Origin of the sequence: Rubrivirga halophila (assembly GCF_046845755.1) — a bacterium.
In the GTDB taxonomy this organism is placed as follows: domain Bacteria; phylum Bacteroidota; class Rhodothermia; order Rhodothermales; family Rubricoccaceae; genus Rubrivirga.
Map to the genome: position 1 here is coordinate 1,420,587 of NZ_CP177357.1, position 21,147 is coordinate 1,441,733.

General features: G+C 72.0%; 19 protein-coding genes. 17 read left to right on the plus strand and 2 right to left on the minus strand.

Translation table 11 applies throughout. The features are described 5' to 3' along the window. Positions 1-135: 135 nt before the first annotated feature. A complete protein-coding gene (locus ACLIRP_RS06065) occupies positions 136-1,155 on the minus strand; it encodes a LacI family DNA-binding transcriptional regulator (protein WP_412063066.1) in 1,020 nt (339 codons plus the stop codon). 487 nt (positions 1,156-1,642) lie between these two features. Here ACLIRP_RS06065 and ACLIRP_RS06070 point away from each other — a divergent pair, with 487 nt between their 5' ends. From ACLIRP_RS06070 to gmd, 3 genes are all read left to right on the plus strand, one after another. Next, positions 1,643-2,926 (plus strand): thrombospondin type 3 repeat-containing protein, encoded by a 1,284-nt coding sequence (locus tag ACLIRP_RS06070; RefSeq protein WP_412063067.1) that lies wholly within the window; start codon positions 1,643-1,645, stop codon positions 2,924-2,926. Positions 2,927-3,084: 158 nt separating this feature from the next. Beyond that, positions 3,085-4,071: a GDP-L-fucose synthase family protein gene (locus ACLIRP_RS06075; protein WP_412063068.1), complete on the plus strand. Its 987-nt coding sequence runs from the start codon at positions 3,085-3,087 to the stop codon at positions 4,069-4,071. Between the two features lie 135 nt (positions 4,072-4,206). Beyond that, on the plus strand, positions 4,207-5,256 hold the full coding sequence (gene gmd, locus ACLIRP_RS06080) for a GDP-mannose 4,6-dehydratase (RefSeq protein ID WP_412063069.1): 1,050 nt from the start codon (positions 4,207-4,209) through the stop codon (positions 5,254-5,256). A 28-nt stretch (positions 5,257-5,284) separates the two neighbouring features. Here gmd and ACLIRP_RS06085 read toward each other — a convergent pair whose 3' ends face one another. Then, positions 5,285-5,983 (minus strand): metallophosphoesterase family protein, encoded by a 699-nt coding sequence (locus tag ACLIRP_RS06085; protein ID WP_412063070.1) that lies wholly within the window; start codon positions 5,981-5,983, stop codon positions 5,285-5,287. Positions 5,984-6,092: 109 nt separating this feature from the next. Here ACLIRP_RS06085 and ACLIRP_RS06090 point away from each other — a divergent pair, with 109 nt between their 5' ends. From ACLIRP_RS06090 to ACLIRP_RS06155, 14 genes are all read left to right on the plus strand, one after another. Next, positions 6,093-8,456 carry a GumC family protein gene (locus ACLIRP_RS06090; RefSeq protein ID WP_412063071.1) on the plus strand — a complete coding sequence of 788 codons (2,364 nt, stop codon included), beginning with the start codon at positions 6,093-6,095 and terminating at the stop codon, positions 8,454-8,456. Between the two features lie 19 nt (positions 8,457-8,475). Beyond that, positions 8,476-9,261, plus strand: a complete 786-nt coding sequence (locus tag ACLIRP_RS06095) for an SLBB domain-containing protein (protein WP_412063072.1) — start codon at positions 8,476-8,478, stop codon at positions 9,259-9,261. Continuing rightward, entirely contained in the window at positions 9,262-10,263 is a 1,002-nt protein-coding gene (gene rfbB / locus ACLIRP_RS06100; RefSeq protein ID WP_412063073.1) for a dTDP-glucose 4,6-dehydratase, read from the plus strand. Further along, complete coding sequence (gene rfbA, locus ACLIRP_RS06105) at positions 10,260-11,132, plus strand: glucose-1-phosphate thymidylyltransferase RfbA (RefSeq protein WP_412063074.1); 873 nt, start codon at positions 10,260-10,262, stop codon at positions 11,130-11,132. Before rfbB ends, rfbA begins: the two co-directional genes overlap by 4 nt. Positions 11,133-11,240: 108 nt before the next feature. Continuing rightward, positions 11,241-12,134 (plus strand): sulfotransferase family protein, encoded by an 894-nt coding sequence (locus ACLIRP_RS06110; RefSeq protein WP_412063075.1) that lies wholly within the window; start codon positions 11,241-11,243, stop codon positions 12,132-12,134. Next, a complete protein-coding gene (locus tag ACLIRP_RS06115) occupies positions 12,127-13,638 on the plus strand; it encodes a lipopolysaccharide biosynthesis protein (RefSeq protein WP_412063076.1) in 1,512 nt (503 codons plus the stop codon). The genes ACLIRP_RS06110 and ACLIRP_RS06115 overlap by 8 nt, the downstream gene beginning before the upstream one ends. Further along, positions 13,631-15,139, plus strand: a complete 1,509-nt coding sequence (locus ACLIRP_RS06120) for an O-antigen polymerase (RefSeq protein ID WP_412063077.1) — start codon at positions 13,631-13,633, stop codon at positions 15,137-15,139. Before ACLIRP_RS06115 ends, ACLIRP_RS06120 begins: the two co-directional genes overlap by 8 nt. Before the next feature lie 3 nt (positions 15,140-15,142). After that, complete coding sequence (locus ACLIRP_RS06125) at positions 15,143-16,105, plus strand: sulfotransferase domain-containing protein (RefSeq protein WP_412063078.1); 963 nt, start codon at positions 15,143-15,145, stop codon at positions 16,103-16,105. Further along, a complete protein-coding gene (locus ACLIRP_RS06130) occupies positions 16,098-16,985 on the plus strand; it encodes a sulfotransferase domain-containing protein (protein ID WP_412063079.1) in 888 nt (295 codons plus the stop codon). Before ACLIRP_RS06125 ends, ACLIRP_RS06130 begins: the two co-directional genes overlap by 8 nt. Continuing rightward, positions 16,973-17,827 carry a sulfotransferase domain-containing protein gene (locus ACLIRP_RS06135; protein WP_412063080.1) on the plus strand — a complete coding sequence of 285 codons (855 nt, stop codon included), beginning with the start codon at positions 16,973-16,975 and terminating at the stop codon, positions 17,825-17,827. Before ACLIRP_RS06130 ends, ACLIRP_RS06135 begins: the two co-directional genes overlap by 13 nt. Continuing rightward, positions 17,824-18,591, plus strand: a complete 768-nt coding sequence (locus ACLIRP_RS06140; RefSeq protein WP_412063081.1) for a sulfotransferase domain-containing protein — start codon at positions 17,824-17,826, stop codon at positions 18,589-18,591. The genes ACLIRP_RS06135 and ACLIRP_RS06140 overlap by 4 nt, the downstream gene beginning before the upstream one ends. Next, positions 18,575-19,189 (plus strand): hypothetical protein, encoded by a 615-nt coding sequence (locus ACLIRP_RS06145; RefSeq protein ID WP_412063082.1) that lies wholly within the window; start codon positions 18,575-18,577, stop codon positions 19,187-19,189. The genes ACLIRP_RS06140 and ACLIRP_RS06145 overlap by 17 nt, the downstream gene beginning before the upstream one ends. Next, positions 19,186-20,301: a glycosyltransferase family 4 protein gene (locus ACLIRP_RS06150; protein ID WP_412063083.1), complete on the plus strand. Its 1,116-nt coding sequence runs from the start codon at positions 19,186-19,188 to the stop codon at positions 20,299-20,301. Before ACLIRP_RS06145 ends, ACLIRP_RS06150 begins: the two co-directional genes overlap by 4 nt. Then, positions 20,298-21,146, plus strand: coding sequence for a sulfotransferase family protein (locus ACLIRP_RS06155; protein ID WP_412063084.1), 849 nt, complete (start codon positions 20,298-20,300; stop codon positions 21,144-21,146). The genes ACLIRP_RS06150 and ACLIRP_RS06155 overlap by 4 nt, the downstream gene beginning before the upstream one ends. Position 21,147 lies beyond the last annotated feature (1 nt).

Here is a 21,147-nt window from a genome sequence, read left to right on the forward strand (position 1 = left end):
GGTGTGCGAGAGGGCCCAAGGTAGGACAGGAAAACCTTTTCAGGGGAGTCAGAAAGACACCTCCTGTTGGCTCGGCCAACGACCGGCGATCGCGCGCCGGTTCCGGCCGCCCCTGCCTTCAGGGCGTTCCTTGGGTTAGCGGCTCACGTCGGTGTCAGTCAGCGCACGTGCGGCCGTCGACTCCCGGACGATGAGTTTGACGGGAGCCATCTGCTGCGTGGGCGGGGTGGCGTCCCCGCGGAGCCGGGCGGCGAGCTGGCCGACCGCCTGGCGTCCCATCTCGCCGATCGGCACGCGGACGGTCGTGAGGGGGGGGACCCCATACTGCCCGCTCGTCAGTCCATCGAATCCGGTGACGGCGATCTCCCCGGGGACCGAGATGCCCCGCGTATGAAGGGCGCTGATGAGGCCGAGGGCGCAGTAGTCGTTGGCAGCCACAATGGCGGTCGGTCGAGGGGACCGGTCGGCGATTGCCGCAGCGGCTTCAAAGCCGGCCTCCCGAGTGTAGCCGCCAGGGACTTCGACCGCTCCGGGCAGTCCCGCCTCCGCGAGCCCGGCGCGAACCCCGTCGGCCCGTTCTTGTGCGTCTCGGGCATCCGGTGGCCCCTTAACGAGCGCGATGTGTCGATGCCCCAAGTCTACCAGGTGGCGCGTCAAGGCCAGCGCCCCCGCGCGGTTGTCGAAGTTCAGGACGTCCGCGTCCGGGCGGTCGAGGTAGGTGTTGACAAACACCACGGGGGTGTCGATCTGCAGAATGGAGTCGGCGTCGCTCGCGCTGATCTCCGGGGCCATGATCACCAGGCCGTCGACCCGCTTGTCCAGGACTTGGATGGCCTTGTGGAATTCGGCAGAGGACCGGTGGGAGGTGGAGATGACTAGGATGAGTCCGTGCTCCTGGGCGGCCTCGTCGAGTCCGCTAAGGAGTTCGGAGAAAAACTCCCCACTTACAAACGGCAGGAGCACGCCGATCCCGCCGGTCCGCTTGTTGAGCAGGCTGAGCGCGGCGGGGTTCGGGGAGTAGCCCAGCGCTCCGGCCGCCTCCAGCACGAGCGCGCGCTTGTCGGGGTGGACCCGTGCCGAGTCGTTCAGCACGCGCGAGACGGTCGAGATCGAGACGCCCGCGCGGCGGGCGACGTCGTGGATGGTGGCGCTCAAAGCGGGGGAGGGGCCATGGCCGGAAGATATCGAGCGGCCCTCCCAGATCACGTCCTTCAGGGGACGCGTGCATTGTTGTGCCCCGATGCCCGAGCCTCTACCCACCGGTCGGTGCCCACTGCGACCCAGTCATAACTGGACCTTCCACCCTACGGTAGGCTGAGCTTGGCGCCTATAGGTTAGGACATGAGGCACTGTGGTGCTGTAGTGGCGGAAGACACGACGCCCCGTTCCTCCTGCCGACCCGAAACGGTCAACTACGCAGCGCGAAGCGGGCAAACGGGCCCTGACCACGTCGGTCCACAAGGTGGCAGGATGCACGGACCTGAGCCGTCTACACATGAGCCGTGCCATGTGTGGCCATACGCGAAGGGAGACCTCGTCCGCTGGGCGAGCGCGTCGCCAGTACCGTAACGCTGGCAGGCTCGACGACGCGCCGTCCTCCTGCGGCTCACGACTGCGCGACGACCCCAACCCTCTGACCGTCATGACTCGACCCTTTTCTCTCCCCTCCGTGCTCGCGAGCGCCGTGGTCTTTGCGGCCCTCCTCGTCGCGGGCTGCGACGCCTCGGACCCCGCCATGTCTCCGCCGACGGCCGACGTCGAGCAGGTCGCCGAAGTCCTCGGCAACCCGGACGGGTTCGCCACCAGCCGCAGCGAGGGGACGGCGGCCCGGACCACGACGCCCGACTACTACCGCGTCGCGGCGATCGGGGGGAACCGTGGGAATCGCACGGCCAACGTCGTGTTTTCCTCCGGTGACCTCGACGGGGAAATCACCCGGTTAACGGAGCTCCAGTTCAACGCCCAGTCCGTCGCAGACCTCCGAGCGGACTACGACATCCTGCTCTTTACCTGGGACAGTTCGCCCTCGCTGAACGCGGACTGGACCACACGGATCTTGCCGTTCCTCGAACTGGGTGGGGGCGTGCTCTGGGAGGACAACCGCAACGTGTCCGATCTGGCCCCTGGCGTTATTGGAACCCAAACCGGCGGCAGCGGCACCCTGACTGTCCAGGCGGTTCCTGGCCTCACGGACGGCGTGAACGGGACGTTCGACAACTTCCACCTCCGGGTGACGGCCTGGGACGCCGCGTTCTCACCATTTCTAAGCCAGGGGAACACCACACTCGGGCTCTACGGTGAGTTCGACGGGGGCGGCCGGATGGTCCTCACCGGGCCGGACAACGACTACCACGCGCACCGCGGAGACAACGCGTATCGGTTGCTGCTTCAGTCGATCGTGTGGGTGGGCAACGGCATCGTCGATGGCGACGGCGACGGCGTGCCGGACGACGCCGACAACTGCCCGTCGACCCCGAACGCCAACCAGGCCGACAACGACGGTGACGGCATTGGCGACGCGTGCGACCCCGACGACGACAACGACGGCGTCGATGACGGGCTCGACAACTGCGTGCTGACCGCGAACCCCGACCAGGCCGACTTCGACGGCGACGGTGCGGGCGACGCCTGCGACGACGACGACGACAACGACGGCGTGTCGGACGACGACGACGCCTTCCCGTTCTCCGACCTCGGCCCGACGGTGATCGTCGACGGCGAAGACTCGGGCGTGGGCAACCAGCTGTTGCCGACCGGGGCCACGTTCAACGACGAGATCGGCGCGTGCGCCGCCGACGCCGCCAACCACGGCGGGTTCGTGTCGTGCGTGTCCGCGCTCACGAACACTTGGAAGGACGCCGGACTGATCTCGGGCCGTGACAAGGGCCGCATCATGCGGGCCGCGGCCCACTCCGATCTCCCCTAGAACCGGCTCCGCCGGGCTCCCGCGCCCCCGCCGAGCACGGTTCGGCGGGGGCGTCGTCTGTCGGGGCGTGGCAGCGGCTGGACGGCGCGCTCTCCATGAAGGGCTCAATCCGACGGGGGGAGGCGGCGATACCTTGCCGCACGCTCCCCCCGCCCCCGATGCCCGCCCTCCAGTCCGACTCCCGCGTGTTCGTCGCGGGCCATCGTGGGCTCGTCGGGTCCGCCGTCGTCCGCCGCCTCGCCGCCGACGGCGTGGAGCTGATGACACGGACGCGGGCCGAGCTCGACCTCCGGGACGGCGCGGCTGTGCAGGCGTTTTTCGAGGCCGAGCGGCCCACGCACGTCGTGCTCGCGGCGGCCAAGGTCGGCGGGATCTTGGCCAACCGCGACTTCCCGGCCGACTTTGTGGGCCAAAACCTGGCCATCCAGCAGGCCGTGTTGATGGCGGCGCATGAGACCGGCGTCGGGCAGCGGGGCCGGGTCGTATTTTTGGGCTCGACGTGCATCTACCCACGGGAGGCGCCCCAGCCCATGCGCGAGGTCGACTTGCTGACGGGCCCGCTCGAGCCGACGAACCGAGCCTACGCCATCGCCAAGATCGCGGGCATCGAGTTGGCCGAGGCGCTCCACCGCCAGCACGGGGACGACGTGGTGAGCCTGATGCCGACCAACCTCTACGGCCCGGGCGACAACTTCGACCTGGCCACCAGCCACGTCCTGCCCGCGCTCATCCGCCGCTTCCACGAAGCGCGGCGCGACGCCGGGCCCGACGCCCCGGTCACGCTGTGGGGCACCGGCTCGCCCAAGCGCGAGTTCTTACACGCCGACGACCTCGCCGACGCCGTCGCCTTCGTGCTGGCGCTCGACGAACCCACGATGCGCGCCGCCGCGCCGGACGGGCTCCTCAACGTTGGGGTGGGAGAGGACCTCGCCATCCGCGATCTCGCCGAGCGCGTCCGCGACGTCGTCGGGGCCGACAGCCCGATCCGGTGGGACACCGACAAGCCCGACGGCACCCCGCGCAAGCTGCTCGATGTGTCGCGCCTGACAGCCCTCGGCTGGCGGGCCGACACCTCGTTGCACGACGGCCTCGCGAGCACCTACGACTGGTTCCGCGAGCACGTCGCGACGGCCCCCGCGACCTGACCGCACGAAGAAGAGGGGAGGACCCGGCCTCCCGCTCGAGAGGGCTTAGGCCGGTCGGCCGCCCCGTCGATCCCCAGACCGAACCCACGCAGGCGTGGCCTCGACCGCGCCGTCCCCCCGACTCCGCCTCCCTCCATGTCTCAGCCCCGCCGTAAGGCCCTCATCACCGGCGTCACCGGCCAGGACGGGTCGTACCTCGCCGAACTCCTGCTCGCGAAGGGCTACGAGGTCCACGGCCTCAAGCGACGCGCCTCGTCGTTCAACACCCAGCGCGTCGACCACCTCTACCAGGACCCGCACGAGGCCGACCTCCGCTTCCGGCTCCACTACGGCGACCTGACCGACTCGACGAACCTGATCCGGATCGTGCAGGAGATTCAGCCGGACGAGATCTACAACCTGGCCGCGCAGAGCCACGTCGCGGTCTCCTTCGACACGCCCGAGTACACCGCGAACGCCGACGCCGTCGGTACCCTCCGCCTGCTGGAGGCGCTCCGGATCCTCGGGCTGTCGGAGACGCGGTTCTACCAGGCCTCGACGAGCGAGCTCTACGGCAAGGTGCAGGAGGTGCCGCAGTCCGAGACGACGCCGTTCTACCCGCGCTCGCCGTACGCCGTCGCCAAGCTGTACGCGTACTGGATCACCGTGAACTACCGCGAGGCCTACGGGCTGTTCGCGACGAACGGCATCCTGTTCAACCACGAGAGCCCGCGCCGCGGCGAGACGTTCGTCACGAGGAAGATCACGCGCGCGGCGGCCAAGATCTCCCTCGGCCTGCAGGAGACCGTCTACCTCGGCAACATGGACGCGCAGCGCGACTGGGGCCACGCCCGGGACTACGTAGAGGGGATGTGGCGCATCTTGCAGCACGACACGGCCGACGACTGGGTGCTGGCGACCGGCGAGATGACGACCGTCCGGCACTTTTGCGAGCTCTCGTTCGCCGCCGCCGGCATCGACGTCGCCTGGGAGGGCGAGGGCGAGGCCGAGGTCGGGCGCAACGCCGAAACGGGCGCCGTCATCGTGCGCGTCGACCCGCGCTACTACCGGCCGACCGAGGTCGAGCAGCTCCTCGGGGACGCCTCGAAAGCCCAGCGCGAGCTGGGCTGGACGCCGGCCGTGAGCGTCGGCGAGCTGGCGGCCGAGATGGTCACGGCAGACCTCGCCCTCGTGCAGGCGGGCTGACCGGGTGAGGGCCTCGGCCGGGTCCGGCTCAGGCCCCCGCGCGGAGGCGGTCCGCCAGCGAGGCGGGCAGGCCGGCCTCGGCGATCTTGGAGGAAGTCTGCGCCATGTCGTAGTGCGCCCGGACCGTCTCGACCGTGAAGGCGTCCGGGTCGTAGAGCCCAAACGACAGGCGGGGGTCGTGGTCGCGGGGCTGGCCCACGCTCCCGACGTTGACGAGGTAGCGGTGGCCCTTGCGGATCCGGAAGACGCCGAGCGACGACGACACGACGGCCGGTTTGTGGCTGTGCCCGATAAAGCAGATCGGCGTGTCGAAGGCGCCGAACTGGCGCTGCGTGTCGCGGAACGTCTCGAGCCGGGGCCACGCGCCGGGCTCGTCCGGCGCGGCGTGCGCGAAGGTGGCCTCGAACCGCTCGGCCGTCAGCGGGAGCCCGGCGAGCCAGCCGCGCTGGTCGTCCGAGAGCTGCTCGCGGTGGAGCTTGGCGGCGGCCTGGCCGTCCTTTGGGAGCACCGACCAGTCGCCGGTGACGACGGCCTCGTCGTGGTTGCCCAGGACGCTGAGCGTGAACTCGGAGCGGACGACGTCTAGGCATTCACCGGCCGACGGGCCGTAGCCGACGACATCGCCCAGGCTGACGAGGTGGTCGGCGCCCCGCGCCTCGGCGATGGCGAGGGCTGCGCGGAGCGCTTCCAGGTTGGCGTGGATGTCGGAGAGGACGGCGATCAGCACGGGTCGACGGGGGGGGGCGGGAATCTAGCCCCCGGCGGTGCCGGCCCCGGCGCCGGAGAGGGCCACTCAGGTCGGACGGACTATCTTTCGGCCCCTCGCCGCCGTTGTCATGTCCTCGATGCTCCCCGTTCAGGCCGAGACACCGTCCTCGCTCCCTCTCACCGGCCTCGAACCGTTCTACGACCGGGGCAGCGAGGGCGTCGACGTGCGCGCAATTCTGGACATCCTCTTGCGGGGGAAGTGGCTCATCCTCGCGACGGTGCTGGCCCTGTTGATCCCGGTCGCCGCCGTGTCGTGGACGACGCCGTCGCGGTTCCGGTCCTACTCGATCCTGCTCATCGACAAGACCGACACCGACCTCTCGACCGTCGCGACCGAGATGTCGGCGAGCCGCCTGTTCCAGAAGGACAAGAACTTGAGCAACGAGATGCTGGTGCTCGACCAGTCGATGCCGCTGGCGGAGACGGTCGCGGCGCGGATCATCGAGACGGGCACCGTCCCCGGCACCGGCCGGCCGTTCACCGTCCTCACCGGCGCCACCGCCGACGGCGAGGTGACCCCGCAGGAGGTGGCGTTCACGCTCCAGCGCCGGTACGTCGACGCCGCGCCCGAGCCGGGCGGGGCCGACGCCATCCGGGTGATCGTGACCAGCACCGACAGGGACGAGGCCGCGTTCATCTCCAACGCGTTCGCCGAGGCCTTCGCCCAGCTCACCCAGGACCAGAGCCGCGCGGGCGCCGCCAACTCGCGGGAGTTCCTGGAGGGGCAGGTCCAGTCGCAGAGCGAGCGCCTGAGCGAGGCCGACGCCGCCGTCTCGCGGTACATGCTCCAGGAGGGCGCCGTCGCGCTCGAGGAGGAGACCTCGCGCCTCGTCGACCAGATCGCCACGCTCGACGCCCGGCGCGACCAGGCGACGGTCAACCTCCAGACCAAGCGCGCCGAGCTGGCGGCGCTCCAGACCGAGCTCCGGCGCACCGAGGGCCAGGTCGGCGAGCGGCTGTCGTCGACGCTCGACGCCGAGCTGACGGCGGCCCGCCAGCGGAGCGCCGCGCTCCGCGCCCAGCTCGAGACGTACTACGCCCGGACCCCGTCGCTGCGGACCAACCCCAACCCGCCCGCCGAGTACGCCGAGGTGGCCTCGCTCCGGCGCCAGCTCCAGGAGGCCGAGGCCGCCCAGATCCGGATCGCCGACGCGCTCGCCGAGCAGGCCCTCGCGTCCGGGACGAGCCCCGACGACCAGCGCTCCGGGTTCGTCCGCGCGGCCGGCCTGCGCGACCAGATCTCGGCGGCCCGCGTCCAGGTGCGCGGCCTCGAGGCCGAGGTGGCCCAGATCAACCGCCGGCTGCGCCAGTACGAGGGCGAGCTGGCCGCCGTCCCCGCCCAGTCGATCGAGCTGGCGCAGCTCGAGCGCGAGCGCCGGGCGGCCGAGGGCGTCTACGGCTCGCTGGAGACGAACCTCCAGCAGGCCCGCGTCGCCGAGCAGTCGCAGCTCGGCTACGCCCGCGTGATCCGGCCGGCCTTCCCCGCGAGCGCGCCCTATACCCCACTCCGCGGCCGGAACGTGCTGGTGGCCCTGGTCTGCGGGCTCATCCTGGGCATGATGCTCGCCATCGGCAAAGTCCGCCTCGACCACCGCATCAACACGCCCGACGACCTGGCGAAGCTGGGCCGGTCGGTCATCGGGACGGTCCCGAGCACGACGGAGCTGGTCGCCGAGGAGTTCGGCGGGGCCGAGACCGCACTCGTCAACGGCCGCCAGGTCGACACGCATGTCGTCTCGCTGCTCAACCCGCTGTCGACCGCCAGCGAGTCCTACCGGGCGCTCCGGACCAACATCCAGTTTAGCCGGCCCGACGTCGTGGTCCAGACCATCCTGGTGACGTCGTCGAACCCGGGCGAGGGCAAGTCGGTGACCTCGTCGAACCTGGCCGTGGTCTTCGCGCAAGCGGGCCGCCGCGTGCTCTTGGTCGACGCCGACCTCCGGCGGCCGACCGTCCACAAAAAGCTGGGGCTGCCCCGCGAGCCCGGGCTGGTCCAGCAGATGTTCTCCGAGGACCGGATCGACCCGGCGCAGATCGAGCAGCTCGCCGACGACCTCTACGTGCTCCCGGCCGGGCAGCTCTCGCCCAACCCGTCGGAGCTGATCGGGTCCAAGCGGATGCGCGACCTGATCGCCGACATGCGCGAGGTGTTCGACATCGTCATCTTCGACGCCCCGCCCGTGCTCGCGGCGACCGACGCCGTCCTGCTCTCGACCCAGTGCGACGCGACGCTGCTCATCGTGCGGGCCGGGGAGACGAAGGACTACGAGCTGGAGTCGGCCACGACGGCGCTCGCGGATGTGGGGACGCAGGTCAGCGGCTACGTGCTCAACGCGTTCGACGTCCGCAACGCCTACGGCTACCGCTACAAGTACGCGTACCGCTACGGCAACGCCTACGGCTACGGCTACGAGACCCGCGAGGACGCCTAGCCCTCCCACCACGCCCCCCATGCGCGCACTCCTCGTCCTCGCCGCCCTCGCGGCGGCCACCCTGTCCCCGGCGGACGCCCAGACCAGCGACGGGGGCGTGCTCGGCGTGATCGAGGGGCGGACGGCCACGCCGGGCGGGTACTACGTCAACGCCCGCGAGGGCGAGCCCGTCACCCGCGTCCACGTCTGGGGCCGCGTGCTCCGGCCGGGCATTTACGACGTGGGCCCCGGCTTCGGGCTGGCGTCGGTGCTGACGCTCGCGGGCGTGACGAACGAGCGGGCCCAGAGGCCGGGCGACCCGTCGCTGGTGCTCCGCGTGTACCGGGCCGGGCAGGCCGGGCCGGTCTACGAGGCCACGCTGGCCGCCTTCGTCCGCGACGCGGCCAAGCCCGCGCTCCAGTACGGCGACATCGTCGAGGTCGACGCCGAGGGCGCCGCCGAGGTCGCCGTCTGGGGCGACGTGACCGTGCCCGGCGTCTTCGCCGTGCCGCCGGGGACGACCGCCCGGGAGGCGCTGGCGATGGCCGGCGGCCCGGCGGCGACGCGGCTCCGCGCGGCCGAGACGCGCGAGGCGACGGTCCGCATCTACCGCGAGGGCGCAGGGGAGGGGCAGGCGGCCTTCGAGACGACACTGGAGGCCTTCATGTCCCAGGCGACCCCGCTCGTGCAGGACGGCGACGTCATTGAGGTCGAGACGCGCGTCGACTCCGGGTGGACCTCGCGCGACACGTTCACCGTCGTCGGCCTGGTGACCTCGGGCGCGATCGCGGTTGTGCAGTTCCTGCGTCTCATCAACGTCGACTAGGTGGCCCCCGACGGACGCGGCATCCTGGTCACCGGCGGCGCGGGCTTTATCGGCTCGGCCGTCGTGCGCGGGGCCCTCGCGCGGTATCCGCGCTCGCGCGTCGTGACGCTCGACGCGCTGACGTACGCCGGCTCGCGCGCCAACCTCCGGGCCCTCGGCGACCGGCACACCTTCGTCGAGGGCGACATCCGCGACGGCGCGCTCGTGCGCCGGCTGATGCGCGAGCACGACGTCGCCCTCGTCGTCCATCTCGCCGCCGAGTCGCACGTCGACCGCTCGATCGACGTGCCGGCCGAGTTCGTATCGACGAACGTGCTCGGGACCCAGTCGATGCTCGACGCCGCGCGCGAGGTGTGGGGCGCCGCCCGCGACGTCCGGTTCCACCACGTCTCGACCGACGAGGTCTACGGCGACCTCGGGCCGGACGACCCCGCGTTTACGGAGACCACCCCGTACGCGCCCTCGTCGCCGTATTCGGCGTCGAAGGCGGGCTCGGACCACCTCGTCCGCGCCGCGGCCCGGACGTTCGGCCTGCCCGTCACGATCACGAACTGCTCCAACAACTACGGCCCCCGGCAGTACCCCGAAAAGCTGATCCCCGTCGTCCTCGCGCGCGCGCTCGCCGGCGAGCCGATCCCCGTCTACGGCGACGGCGGCAACGTCCGAGATTGGCTCTACGTCGGCGACCACGCCGACGCCATCTGGGCCGTCGTCGAGCGCGGGGCGACTGGGGAGACCTACAACGTCGGCGGGAACGCTGAGGTGGACAACCTGACCCTCGTCCGGACCTTGTGCGCGCTCGTCGACGAGCGCCGCCCCGCAGGCGCGCCCCACGCCGACCTCATCACGTTCGTCACCGACCGCCCCGGCCACGACCGCCGCTACGCCGTCGACACGGCCAAGATCGAGCGGCTCGGCTGGCGACCCCAGCAGTCGCTAGCGACCGGGCTCGCCGCCACCGTCGACTGGACGCTCGCTCACCCCGACTGGCACACCGCATGAAAGGCATCGTCCTGGCCGGCGGGCACGGCACGCGACTCCACCCCGCGACCCTCGCGGTCAGCAAGCAGCTGCTGCCCGTCTACGACAAGCCCCTCATCTATTACCCGCTGACGACGCTGATGCTGGCAGGCATCCGCGAGGTGCTCGTCATCTCGACGCCCGAGGCGCTGCCCGTTTTCGAACGGCTGCTGGGCGATGGCAAGCGGTGGGGGATGACGTTCGAGTACGCCGTTCAGGACGCGCCGCGGGGGCTCGCCGATGCCTTCCGAATCGGGCGCGACTTTGTCGGCGATCAGCCGGTGATGATGATCCTCGGTGACAACGTGTTCTACGGCGGCGGGCTCTCGGGCCACCTCCGCCGCGCGGCCGAGACCACGACGGGCGCGCGCGTGTTCGCGTACCCCGTCGCCGATCCGGAGCGGTACGGCGTTGTGGAGCTGGACGCCGACGGCCGCCCGGTGTCGCTCGAAGAGAAGCCCGCCGTCCCCAGGTCGAACCTCGCGGTCGCCGGCATCTACGCCTATGGCCCCGACGTCGTCGCCGTCGCCGACGGGCTTATGCCGTCCGCCCTGGGCGAGCTCGAGATCACCGACGTGAACCGCCACTACCTCGACGCGGGCACGCTCGAGGTCGAGGTGATGGGCCGGGGGATCGCGTGGCTCGACGCCGGGACGCACGAGTCGCTCCTCGACGCCTCCGCGTTCGTCCACTCCGTGCAGGCGCGGCAGGGGCTGATGGTGGCCTGCCCCGAGGAGGTCGCCTACCGGATGGGCTTCATCGACCGCCAGCAGCTGGCGGAGCTCGGCGACGTGCTCGCCGCGAATGCCTACGGGCAGTACCTCCAGTCGCTCGCGGCGGCCGAGGGATGATCGCTGGCCCCTCCGCGAAGGCCGGGATCTGTGCCGTCCGGCCGCGGCGCCCGGCCAGAACGGGCGAGGGCGTAGGCTTGCACAGGCCTCCGCACACCGCTTAGCCCGATGGCGCTTCCCACGTTTCTCGTCGTCGGCGCGCCCAAGGCCGGCACGACGGCGCTCTGGCACCACCTCGTGGCGCACCCCGAGGTCGAGATGGCGACGGTCAAGGAGCCCCGGTTCTGGACGCGCGAGCCGGGCGGGTTGGTGCGCGGCGACCTCGACGACCGCATGCCGCGAGCGGGGACGTTCGACAAGGGGCTCGCGTGGTACCAGGCGCTGTGGACCGGGTCGGCACCCGCGAGGGGAGAAGCCTCGACCGTCTACCTCGCGGCGCCCGACGCGCCCTCGCTCGTCGCCGAGCACCTCCCCGGCGCCCGCGTCGTCGCCGTGCTCCGCGACCCCGTCGAGCGGATGCACTCGCACTACTGGCAGGAGCGCCGGGCGGGCTGGGCGTTCGGGACGTTCGCCGAGATGGTCGAGGCCGGCCACCCCCGCGCGCGGTACTTCGAGGCCGCGAGCCACTACCGCGAGGCCCTCGACCGCTGGCGCGCCGCCGTCGGCGAGGAGCGGATGTTGGTGCTCACGCACGACGCCCTCGCCGCGCGCCCCGCCGAGACCGTCGCCCGCGTCTACCGCTTCCTTGGCGTCGACGCCGCGTTCGTCCCCGACACGCTCGGGCGCCGATACAACCGCCAGCAGGCCGCGCCGGCGCCCGCCCTGATGCGCCGCCTCGAACGCCTGCGGGCCCTCGCCGACGGCCGCCTCCCTGCGGGACTCGTCCGGCTCGCGGGCCGTGTGCGCCGCGCGGTCGTGCGCCGAGCCGCGACCCCTGGGGTCCGGACCCCGCTCGACCCGGCCCTGCGGGCCCGGCTGGTGCCCCGATTCCTCGAGGACATCGCCGCCGCAGAAGCGTGGACGGGCGAACCCCTCGGCGCCTGGCGCCGCACCGATGGCTGAGGACCCCGCCGCCACCCCGCCGACCGCCGCGGGCGATCCGGACGCCGAGCGCTACAAGCGGGTCGGCAAGATGTCGGCGCTGTACCTCGCCGGCGCCTTCGTGTCCAAGCTCGCGAAGTTCCTCCTCGTCCCTTTTTACGTCCGCTACCTGACGAAGGCCGAGGTCGGGACGGTCGTGTTTCTCGACGCGCTGATCCTGGCGCTGGCGCGGCTGTTCCCGCTCGGCCTCAACCAAGCCGTCAAGCGGTTTTACCCCGAGGTCGGCGGCGACCGCGACGGGGACCGGTTCACGTTCGGGATCTGGGCGGTCGTGCTCGGCTTCGGGGCGGCGGGCGCCGGCCTCGCGTGGGCCGCCGCGCCGGTCTGGACCGGGGCTGTCGCCGAGGCCATCCCCGCCGGCTTCCTGGTGCTGGCGGTCGCCATCGCGGGGCTCCAGGGGAACGCCGCCGTCCCCACGACGCGGTTCGTGGCCCGGCAGCAGCCGCTCGCGCACACGGCCTACACCACGGCCCAGTTCATCCTGGTGACCGCCTGCATCGTCGTGGGCGTCGGCGTGCTGGGCCGGGGCGTCGAGGGCGTCCTGTGGGGCCAGCTCGCGGCCTACGTCGCGTGGACCGTGCTCGCGGGCGTGCTGCTCGGCCGGTGGGCCGGGTGGCGCCCCTCGTTCAGCCGGGTCGGCGCGTCGCTGGCGTTCTCGGTCGCCGTCGTGCCGCACCTGCTGTTCACGTGGGGGATCACGTTCGCCGACCGGCTGATCCTGGTCCGGTACGTCAGCCTGGAGGCGGTCGGCGTGTACGGCGTCGGGTACCAGATCGGCTCGCTGATCACCATCTTCAGCCTGTCCGTCACGAACGCCTGGCTGGCCCGCTTTTTCCGCGCCTCCGAGGGCGACGCCGGCGCGGACGAGTTCGCGCAAACGCTGACGCGGATGACGCTCGTGCTGCTCGCGCTGAGCCTGGCCACGTTTGCGCTCGCGCCCGAGCTGATCGCCGTCGCGGCGACCTCCGCGTACGCGGATTCGGTGCCGATCCTGCGGATGATCGCCGCGGCGCACGTCTTCCACGGGCTGAACCAGGCGTTCATCCTGCCGCTCTTCTTAAAGAAGCGGACCGGTCTCGTGTCGGCGTCGACGGGGTTCGGGCTCGTCGTGAACGTGGGCCTCAACGTGCTCCTCATCCCGCGGTACGGCATCACGGGGGCCGCCGTTGCCACCATCGCCTCGTACGTCGGCATCGCCGTGAGCAGCTACGTCTTCGCGAGGGGCGTGTACCCGGTGCGGATTGAGGGTGCCCGGCTCGGCCTCGCGTCCGGGCTGGCGCTGGCCCTCGGTGCGGGGGCAATGCTCTTGCCCGATCTTTCCCTGATCCACACCCTGGGCCGTCTGGCGCTCGTCGCCGCCTTCCCGGCCGTCCTCTGGGCCTGGCCGGGGGGCGCGCTGCTGACCCCGGCCGACCGGGCCGCCGCCCTCGCCATCCCTCGCCGCCTTCGCCGCCGCCTTGGCTAATCCGCTCGCCCTGTACCCTGCCGCCGGCGCCGCCGAGTTGGCCCGGTCGAACCGGACGACGCGGGGGCTCGTGCTGCTGTTCGGGTTCGCGGGCGTCGCGCTCGCGCTGGTCTACGCGGCCGTGGCCTGGGCGACGTGGGGGTTCGAGTACGGGCTGCTGAACGTCGTCACGGCGGCGGCGCTCGCAGTGCTGCTGGGCGTGGTGGTGCTCAAGAAGGACTACGACCTGACGGAGCCGCTGTCGCTGGTGATGCTGGCGGTCGGGGTCGGGACCACGCTCAAGCCGGCATACGTGCTGTTCGGGCCGCGCGAGGCGTGGCCGTACCTGTTGCTCGATCGACCCGACCCGCTGTTCCTGCTCACGCCGGCCCTCATCGTCGCCATCGCGATGACGATGCTGGCGGTGGGCTATGTGGCGTTCAACCCCAGGTCCTTGATGGGCCGGGTCGCCATCCTGCGGCCGCGCGCCTGGAACGGGCGTCGGCTGGCGGTGGTCGCCGTGGCGGCGTTCAGCCTGTCGCTGGTCGCGATGGCGCTCTACATCGAAAAGCTGGGCATCGTCAACATCCTGGACAACATCTCGGGCAAGCGGTCTTTCGAGGGCGAGGGCTACTCGACCTCGCTGGGGTACTACCGCTGGGTGGCCTCGCTGACCCAGCCCGCGCTGCTCGTGTCGCTGGCCTGGGCGCTGCACCGGTTCCGCCGCATCCCGACGCCGATCGCGATGGCCCTCGCCGCGCTGGCGTTCACGGCCATCGTCTTCCCGTTCTTCAACAGCAGCCGGACGGGCATCGTCACGATCCTGCTCCAGTCGTTCATCGTCTGGCGGTGCGTCCGGGGGCGGCTGCCCAAGGGCGTCGTGCTGTCGTTCTCGCTGGCGGTGCTGGCGATCCTGCTGATCGTGACGGCGCTCCGCCCCAAGCGCACCACGACGGCCGACCTCGACGTGACCGAGGCCATCGGGCTCGACCTCGCCATCGAACTGACCGTCGGCGGGCGGCACTTTCTCGACCTCACGCGGACGTCGCACGTGATCGCGGGGGTGCCCGACAAGCTCCGCTACCAGTACGGACAGACCTACTTCACCTGGGTCACGACGCCGATCCCCCGGTCGATGTGGCCCGAGAAGCCGACCCTCGGGTCCGGGCCCATTATCGGCCCGCGGATCTTCGGCACCAGCGGGTCCGGGGTGCCCCCCGGCCTGGTGGGCGAGCTGTACCTCAACTTCGGCTACATCGGCATCGTGTTCGGCGCGTTCGTCATGGGCGCGCTGCTCCGCTTTGTCCACGAGCAGTTCCGGCCGTACCTCCCCACGCCCGCCGGCGCCGTGCTGTACGCCTGCGTCGCCATCCCGCTGGGGTGGAACGCCGTCACCGGCGACTTTAGCCGGATGGTCGTCGCGGCGCTCACCGACATCGTCCCCGTCTTGGTCGCCATCGGCTTCGTGGCGACCGGGGCCGTGGCCCGGCGCCGGTCGCGGGCCGCCCCCCGCCCCCGCTAGCCCATGTCGCTCGTCTCCACCGCCGTCGCTCGGTTCGCCCGGTCGGCCACCGCCTTCCGCCGCCGGAACCCCCGCTTCCGCCACTGGGTGCCGTGGTCGGTGCTCCCGCTGATCCAGGCCGCGCGGTCCCGAATGACGGAGATGCGGCGGCTCTACCTCCCCGTGCGCCACCAGGCGCGCTATCGGAACGTGTTCCACTGCTGCGTGCAGAAGACGGGCAGCCAGTGGGTCAAGTCGGTGCTGCTCGACCCGCGCGCGTTCGAGTACTCGGGCTACTCGCACTACCACTACCGCAGCCGGCGCGTCGGCGACGTGGGCGACCGGCGCCGGGCGACCGAGCGCGAGATCCGGGGCCCGTTCCCCGAGCGCGCCCTGGTGAGCCCGCTCTACATCGCGTACGACGTGTACGCGGCGATCCCGAAGGAGGGGGAGACGCGGGCGTTCTTTGTCATGCGGGACCCCCGGGACCTGCTCGTGTCGTGGTACTTCTCCGCGCGCAAGAACCACGTCGTCGGGCCCGACCCGACGGCCCCGTTGGCGACGGCGCGCGCGGCGCTGGCGGCCCTCGACCCCGAGGCCGGCCTGAAGTACGCCGTCGACTACTTTGCCGAGCGGGGCCGCTTCGACGCGCTCGCGTCCTGGGCCGACCGCGGCGCCGCCGACCCCGACGTGCTGCTCGTCCGCTACGAGGACTTCGTCGGCCCCGACTCGCAGGGCGCCTTCCGTCGCTTGTTCGACCACCTCGACATCCAGATCCCCGCCGACACGCTGGCCGCCCTGCTCGAGGCCTACAGCTTCGAGCGCTTGTCGGGGCGCAAGCGGGGGGCCTCGGACCCGAACTCGCACCTCCGCAGCGGGCGAGCCGGCGACTGGACGACGCACTTCACGCCCGACGTGCTCGCGCACTACCACGCCGTCGCCGGCGACCTCGCCGAGCGCCTCGGCTACGCCCCGGCCGATGCCTGACACCCGCCCTCGTCTCGACTTCGTCGTAGTCGGCGCCCAGAAGTCGGCCACCTCGTGGCTGTACTTGTGTTTGCGCGATCACCCCGGCATCCACCTCCCACCGGTCAAGCGCGAGCGGGAGTACGTCGGCAGCGCGGAGTACCGGCGCCGCGGCGCCGACTGGTTTTTCGAGCAGGTCGGGACGCCTGGGGCCGGGCAGGTCGTCGGCGACGTGTCCGTCGAGTACCTCGTCGACCCGTGCGCGCCCCAGCACGTGGCGGCGCTCGCGCCGTCCGCGCGGGCCGTGGCGCTCGTCCGGCACCCGGTCGATCGGGCGCTCTCGGCGCACGGCTGGCTGCTCCGCCGGGGCGACATCGACGAGCGCGACGCCGCCGACGCGCTGCGCCGGGCGCTCGACGACGAGGCGGCGGGCCGCGACACCGTCCACACGGGGCTGCTGACGACCGGCGACTACGACGTCCAACTGGCGCGTTGGGTCGAAGCGCTCGGAGCAGCGCACGTCTACGTGGACCGGTTCGACCGGGTCGCCTCCAATCCGACCTCCGTGCTCGAGGGGATCTACGGGTTCTTGGAGGTCGACCAGGCGTTTGAGCCGCCGTCGCGGACGGAGCGGCCCAAGCAGAACGCGCGGTCGCGCCTGCTGGTGGCGGCCGAGCGGCTGGCCCCGCGCTCCCGGCTCGTGCGGTACGCCACGAACCGCCTCAACCAGCTCGCCGCCCGCGTCGCCGGGCCTGCGCCGCCCCCTGACCTTCCTGCCGACCTCCGCGCCGCGCTCGACGCCCGGTTCGCGCCCCACGTCGCCGGGCTCGACCGGCTCGTCCGCCAGCTCCCCGCCGCGAACCGCCCGGCCCAGACCTTCGAGGACGCATGGCCGCGCTAGGCCCGCTCCCCACGTTCGTCGGCATCGGCGCCCCGAAGGCGGGGACCACCTGGCTGTACGAGATGCTCGACGCCCACCCCGACATCGGAATGTCGCCGCGGCGCAAGGAGGTCCATTTTTTCCGCCGCCACTACGACCGCGGGCCGGACTGGTACCGGACCTTTTTCGAGGGGCTCGACGGGTGCGCCGCCATCGGCGAGTTCACGACGCACTACCTCTACAACCCCGCGCTGAGCGAGCGGATCGCCGAGAGCGCGCCGACCATCGACAAGCTCATCGTGCTCCTGCGCGACCCGATCACGCGCGCGCGCTCGCACTGGGCGTTCCGGGTCCGCGTCGAGGGCTACCCCGGCACGTTCGAGGCGTTTCTCGACGAGCGCCCGGAGGCGATCGACTGGGGGCGGTACGGCCACCACCTCGCGCGCCTCCAGCCGTGGATCGACCGCGGCGCGCTGCTGGCGCTGATCTACGAGGAGGCCACGGCCGACGTCGCGGGCACGCAACGCCAGCTCGGGGCCTTCCTGGGCGTCGACCCGGGGCGGTTTCCGACCGGCGCGGGGCGCCACCGGCGCAACGCCCGGTTCGAGCCCCGCTTCGGGCCGCTGTACACGGCCGCGGTCCGGGCCGGGATCTGGCTCCGCGGGCTCGACCTGGACCCGCTCGTCAACGCCCTCAAGCGCGCCGGCGTCAAGCGGCTGTTCGAGCGCGAGGGGGGAGCGGCGCTGCCGCCGATGCGGCCCGAGACCGCGCGGCGGCTGGCCGAGACCTTCGGCCCCGATGTCGACCGCCTCGAGGCGCTGCTCGGGCGCGATCTTGCGGTCTGGCGCGACACCTGGACATGAGCCCGATCACGATCGCCCGGAAGGCCCTCCGCTACGGGACCAGCATCGCTGGGCTCCGCGCCAGCGACGTCGTCGTGGCCTCGTTCCCGAAGTCCGGGAGCACCTGGGTGCGGTTCGTGCTCGGCAACCTCGCCGCCGCGCGCGAAGGCCTGGAGGGCCCTCTCGATTACGCCCGCCTCGACGCGCTCCTGCCCGAGTTCGGCAAGTCGAACCTGCTGACGGCCCCGGCCGTCGGCGGCCTGCCCCGGTTCGTCAAAACGCACAACGCGTACTGGTGGCCGTTCGCCCGCGCCGCCGCGCGCGTCGTCGTCGTCCGCGACCCGCTCGACACGATGGTGTCGTTCTACCAGTTCGAGCAGGGCAAGGTGCATTCGCGCTTCCGAGGCGCGTTCTCCGACTTTATCCGCCAGCCGGGCGTGGGGCTGGAGGCGTGGTTCGAGCACACCCGGAGCTGGCGCGCGCGCGACATCGTCGAGGTCCACTACGAAACGCTGAAGGCCGACGACGGGGCGGCGTTCGAGGCGCTCGCGGGCAACCTCGGGCTGGACGCCGCGCCGGACGAGGTCGCCGCCGCCGTCGAGCGGTCCAGGTTCGACCGCGTCAAACAGCAGGAGGCCGCGTCCGGGCTTCCCGACCCGAGCCTGGTCCACGAGGGGTTCGAGTTCGCCAAGGCCGGCCGCGTCGGGCGCGGCGCCGAGTGGGTCTCCGACGCCGACCGCGCCTATTTCGAGACCCTCGCCGCCCGCTATGGCTTCCGACATTAGCCCCCGCGCCGTCGCCCACGCCGAGCCCCTCGTCGACCTGTGCCGGCGGATCGAGGACGCCGACGCCTTGCGCGCGGCCTTGCGCGAGCGGTGGCCGCTGAGCCTGGGCGAGTACCTCCGCCGCGACCGCGAGGCCAACACGCCGGGCGGGTGGAAGCGACGGCTGAGCGTGCTCGCGTTCCGGCTCAAGTGGTACCCCGTCCACTACGGCAAGGGGCGATTGTGGCGCGTGCTCGGCAAGCTGTTCTCGCTGGCGATGACGTACGTGCTCATCCACGAGGTGCCCGTCCCAGGTGTCTTTATTGGGCCCGGGCTGAAACTGCCGCACGGGTGGAGCAACATCTACCTCCACCACAACGCGATCCTCGGCGAGAACGTGACGCTGTTTCAGGACGTGATGATCGGCGAGAACGCCGGGCCCCCGCCGGTCGGCACGCTCGTCGTCGGCGACGGGGCCGTGATCGCCCGGGGCGCCAGCATCTTCGGGGCGTGCCGGGTCGGCGACGGCTCGCTCGTCGGGGCCCACGCGCTCCTCGTCAACACGAACACGGGCCCGGGCGAGGTCTGGGGCTCGCCGCTCGCGACGCGTCTCCGATGAGCCGCCCCCGCATCGTGTTCGCCGCCCCGTTCCCGCCGCCCTTTACGGGCCAGACCGTCGCCACGGCCCGCTTTGCCGAACTCGCAGAGGGGGGCGCGGACGTGGAGCGGCACGACCTCGTCGACCCAGCCCGTCACGCGCGCGCCTCGGGCGCCTTCCGCGTCGGCCGCGCCCTCGACGTGCTCCGCGTGGCGCGCGCCCTGCGCCGCCGGCTCCGCGACGCCCCCGCCGACGTGCTCTACCTGACGCCCTCCGCCAGCGCCGTCGGTCACCTGCGCGACCGGGCCGTGCTGTGGGCCGGGCGTGCCCACGCCCAGCGCGTCGTCGGCCACGTCCACAACGGCAACTGGGCCGAGCTGTTCGACGGCCCGCTGGCGGGGTCTGCCCGGTCGCTGGTTCGCCAACTCGACGCGGTCTGCTTTCTGAGCCCGGCCCTCGCGAGCCGCGCCCGCGCGCACGTGCCGGCGGGGAAAACCCAGATCGTCCCGAACACCCCGGCGCCGGACCTCCTGTTCAGCGAGGCGGAGGTCGAAGCCCGGATTCGCCAGCGGACCGAGCGGTCGTCGTTTCGAGTCGCGTTCATCAGCAACATGATGCCGTCGAAAGGCTACGCCGTTCTCGCGGACGCGCTGGAGCGGCTGGCTGCCGGTGGGCTCGCGGTCGAGGCCGACTTTGTCGGCGGGTGGCCAGCCGCAGAAGAGCGAGACGCGTTCGAACACCGTCTCGCGAGCGCCGGGCTGGCGGCCCGCGTCCACGGCCCGGTCACCGACCGGCGCGCGATCCGGGCGGTGCTGGCGGAGGCCGACGCGTTCGTGCTCCCGACGACGTACCCGCACGAGGCGCAGCCGCTGTCGATCATCGAGGCGCTGAACGCGGGCGTGCCCGTCGTCGCCACGGCGCACGCCTCGATCCCCGACATGGTGGGCGAGGGCGGGGCCCTCGTCGAACCGACGGCCGACGCGGTCGCCGGCGCCATCGAGGCGCTCGTCGACCCCGACGCCTGGGCGGTCGTCGCGCGCGCGGCGCGCGCCGACTTCGAGCGCCAGTTCTCGGCCACGGCGGTGTCGGCCGCCCTCCACTCCGCACTGCTCGGCGAGAGGGGAGAGGCATGAGCGACACCCTCGACCGCCCCATCGTCGTGCTCGGCGCCGCCCGCTCCGGGACGACGATGCTCGCGACCACGCTCGCGGCGCACCCCGACCTCGCGTACTGGGTCGAGCCCAAGTACGTCTGGCGCTACGGCCGCCCGCTCGCGCCCGACGACCGCCGCGGCGCCGACGAGGCCAGGCCACGCGTGCGCCGCTACATCCGGCGGGCGTTCGCCCGGTTCACCAAGCGCGCCGGCGTGCCTCGGTTCATGGAGAAGACGCCCAGCAACTGCTTCCGCGTCCCGTTCGTCCACGCCGTCCTGCCCGACGCCCGCTTTCTCCACGTCGTCCGCGACGGGCGAGCCGTGACCCGGTCGGCCGTCAAAAAGTGGACGACGCCGCCCGACCCGACGGCCATCCGCCGGCGGCTGACCTCGTTCGAGATCCCGCTCCGCGACGTCCCGTTCTACGTCGGCGCCGGGATCCGCGACTCCATCGGACGCCAGCTGATGCCGGAGCAGGCGTTTCTGTGGGGCCCGCAGTTCCCGGGGATCCGTGAGGTCCGGGCCGAACACGGGGTCGAGGTGGCGTGCGCGGTGCAGTGGCGCGAGAGCGTGCTCGCAGCCCGTGCCGGTCTCGCGCAGATCCCCGCAGCGCAGCGGTACGAGGTCCGCTTCGAGGACCTCGTCGCCGACCCCGACGGCGTGCTCCCGGGCGTCCTGGCCTTTCTCGGACTCGGCCCCGGAGAGCCCGTGCTCGCGCACGCGCGCCAGCACTTCGACGCCGCCGCCGCCCATCGCACCGGCGGCAAGGCGTTAGCGAGCGCCCCGTACCTTCAGCCTTTGCTCGCCGACCTCGGCTACCGCTAGC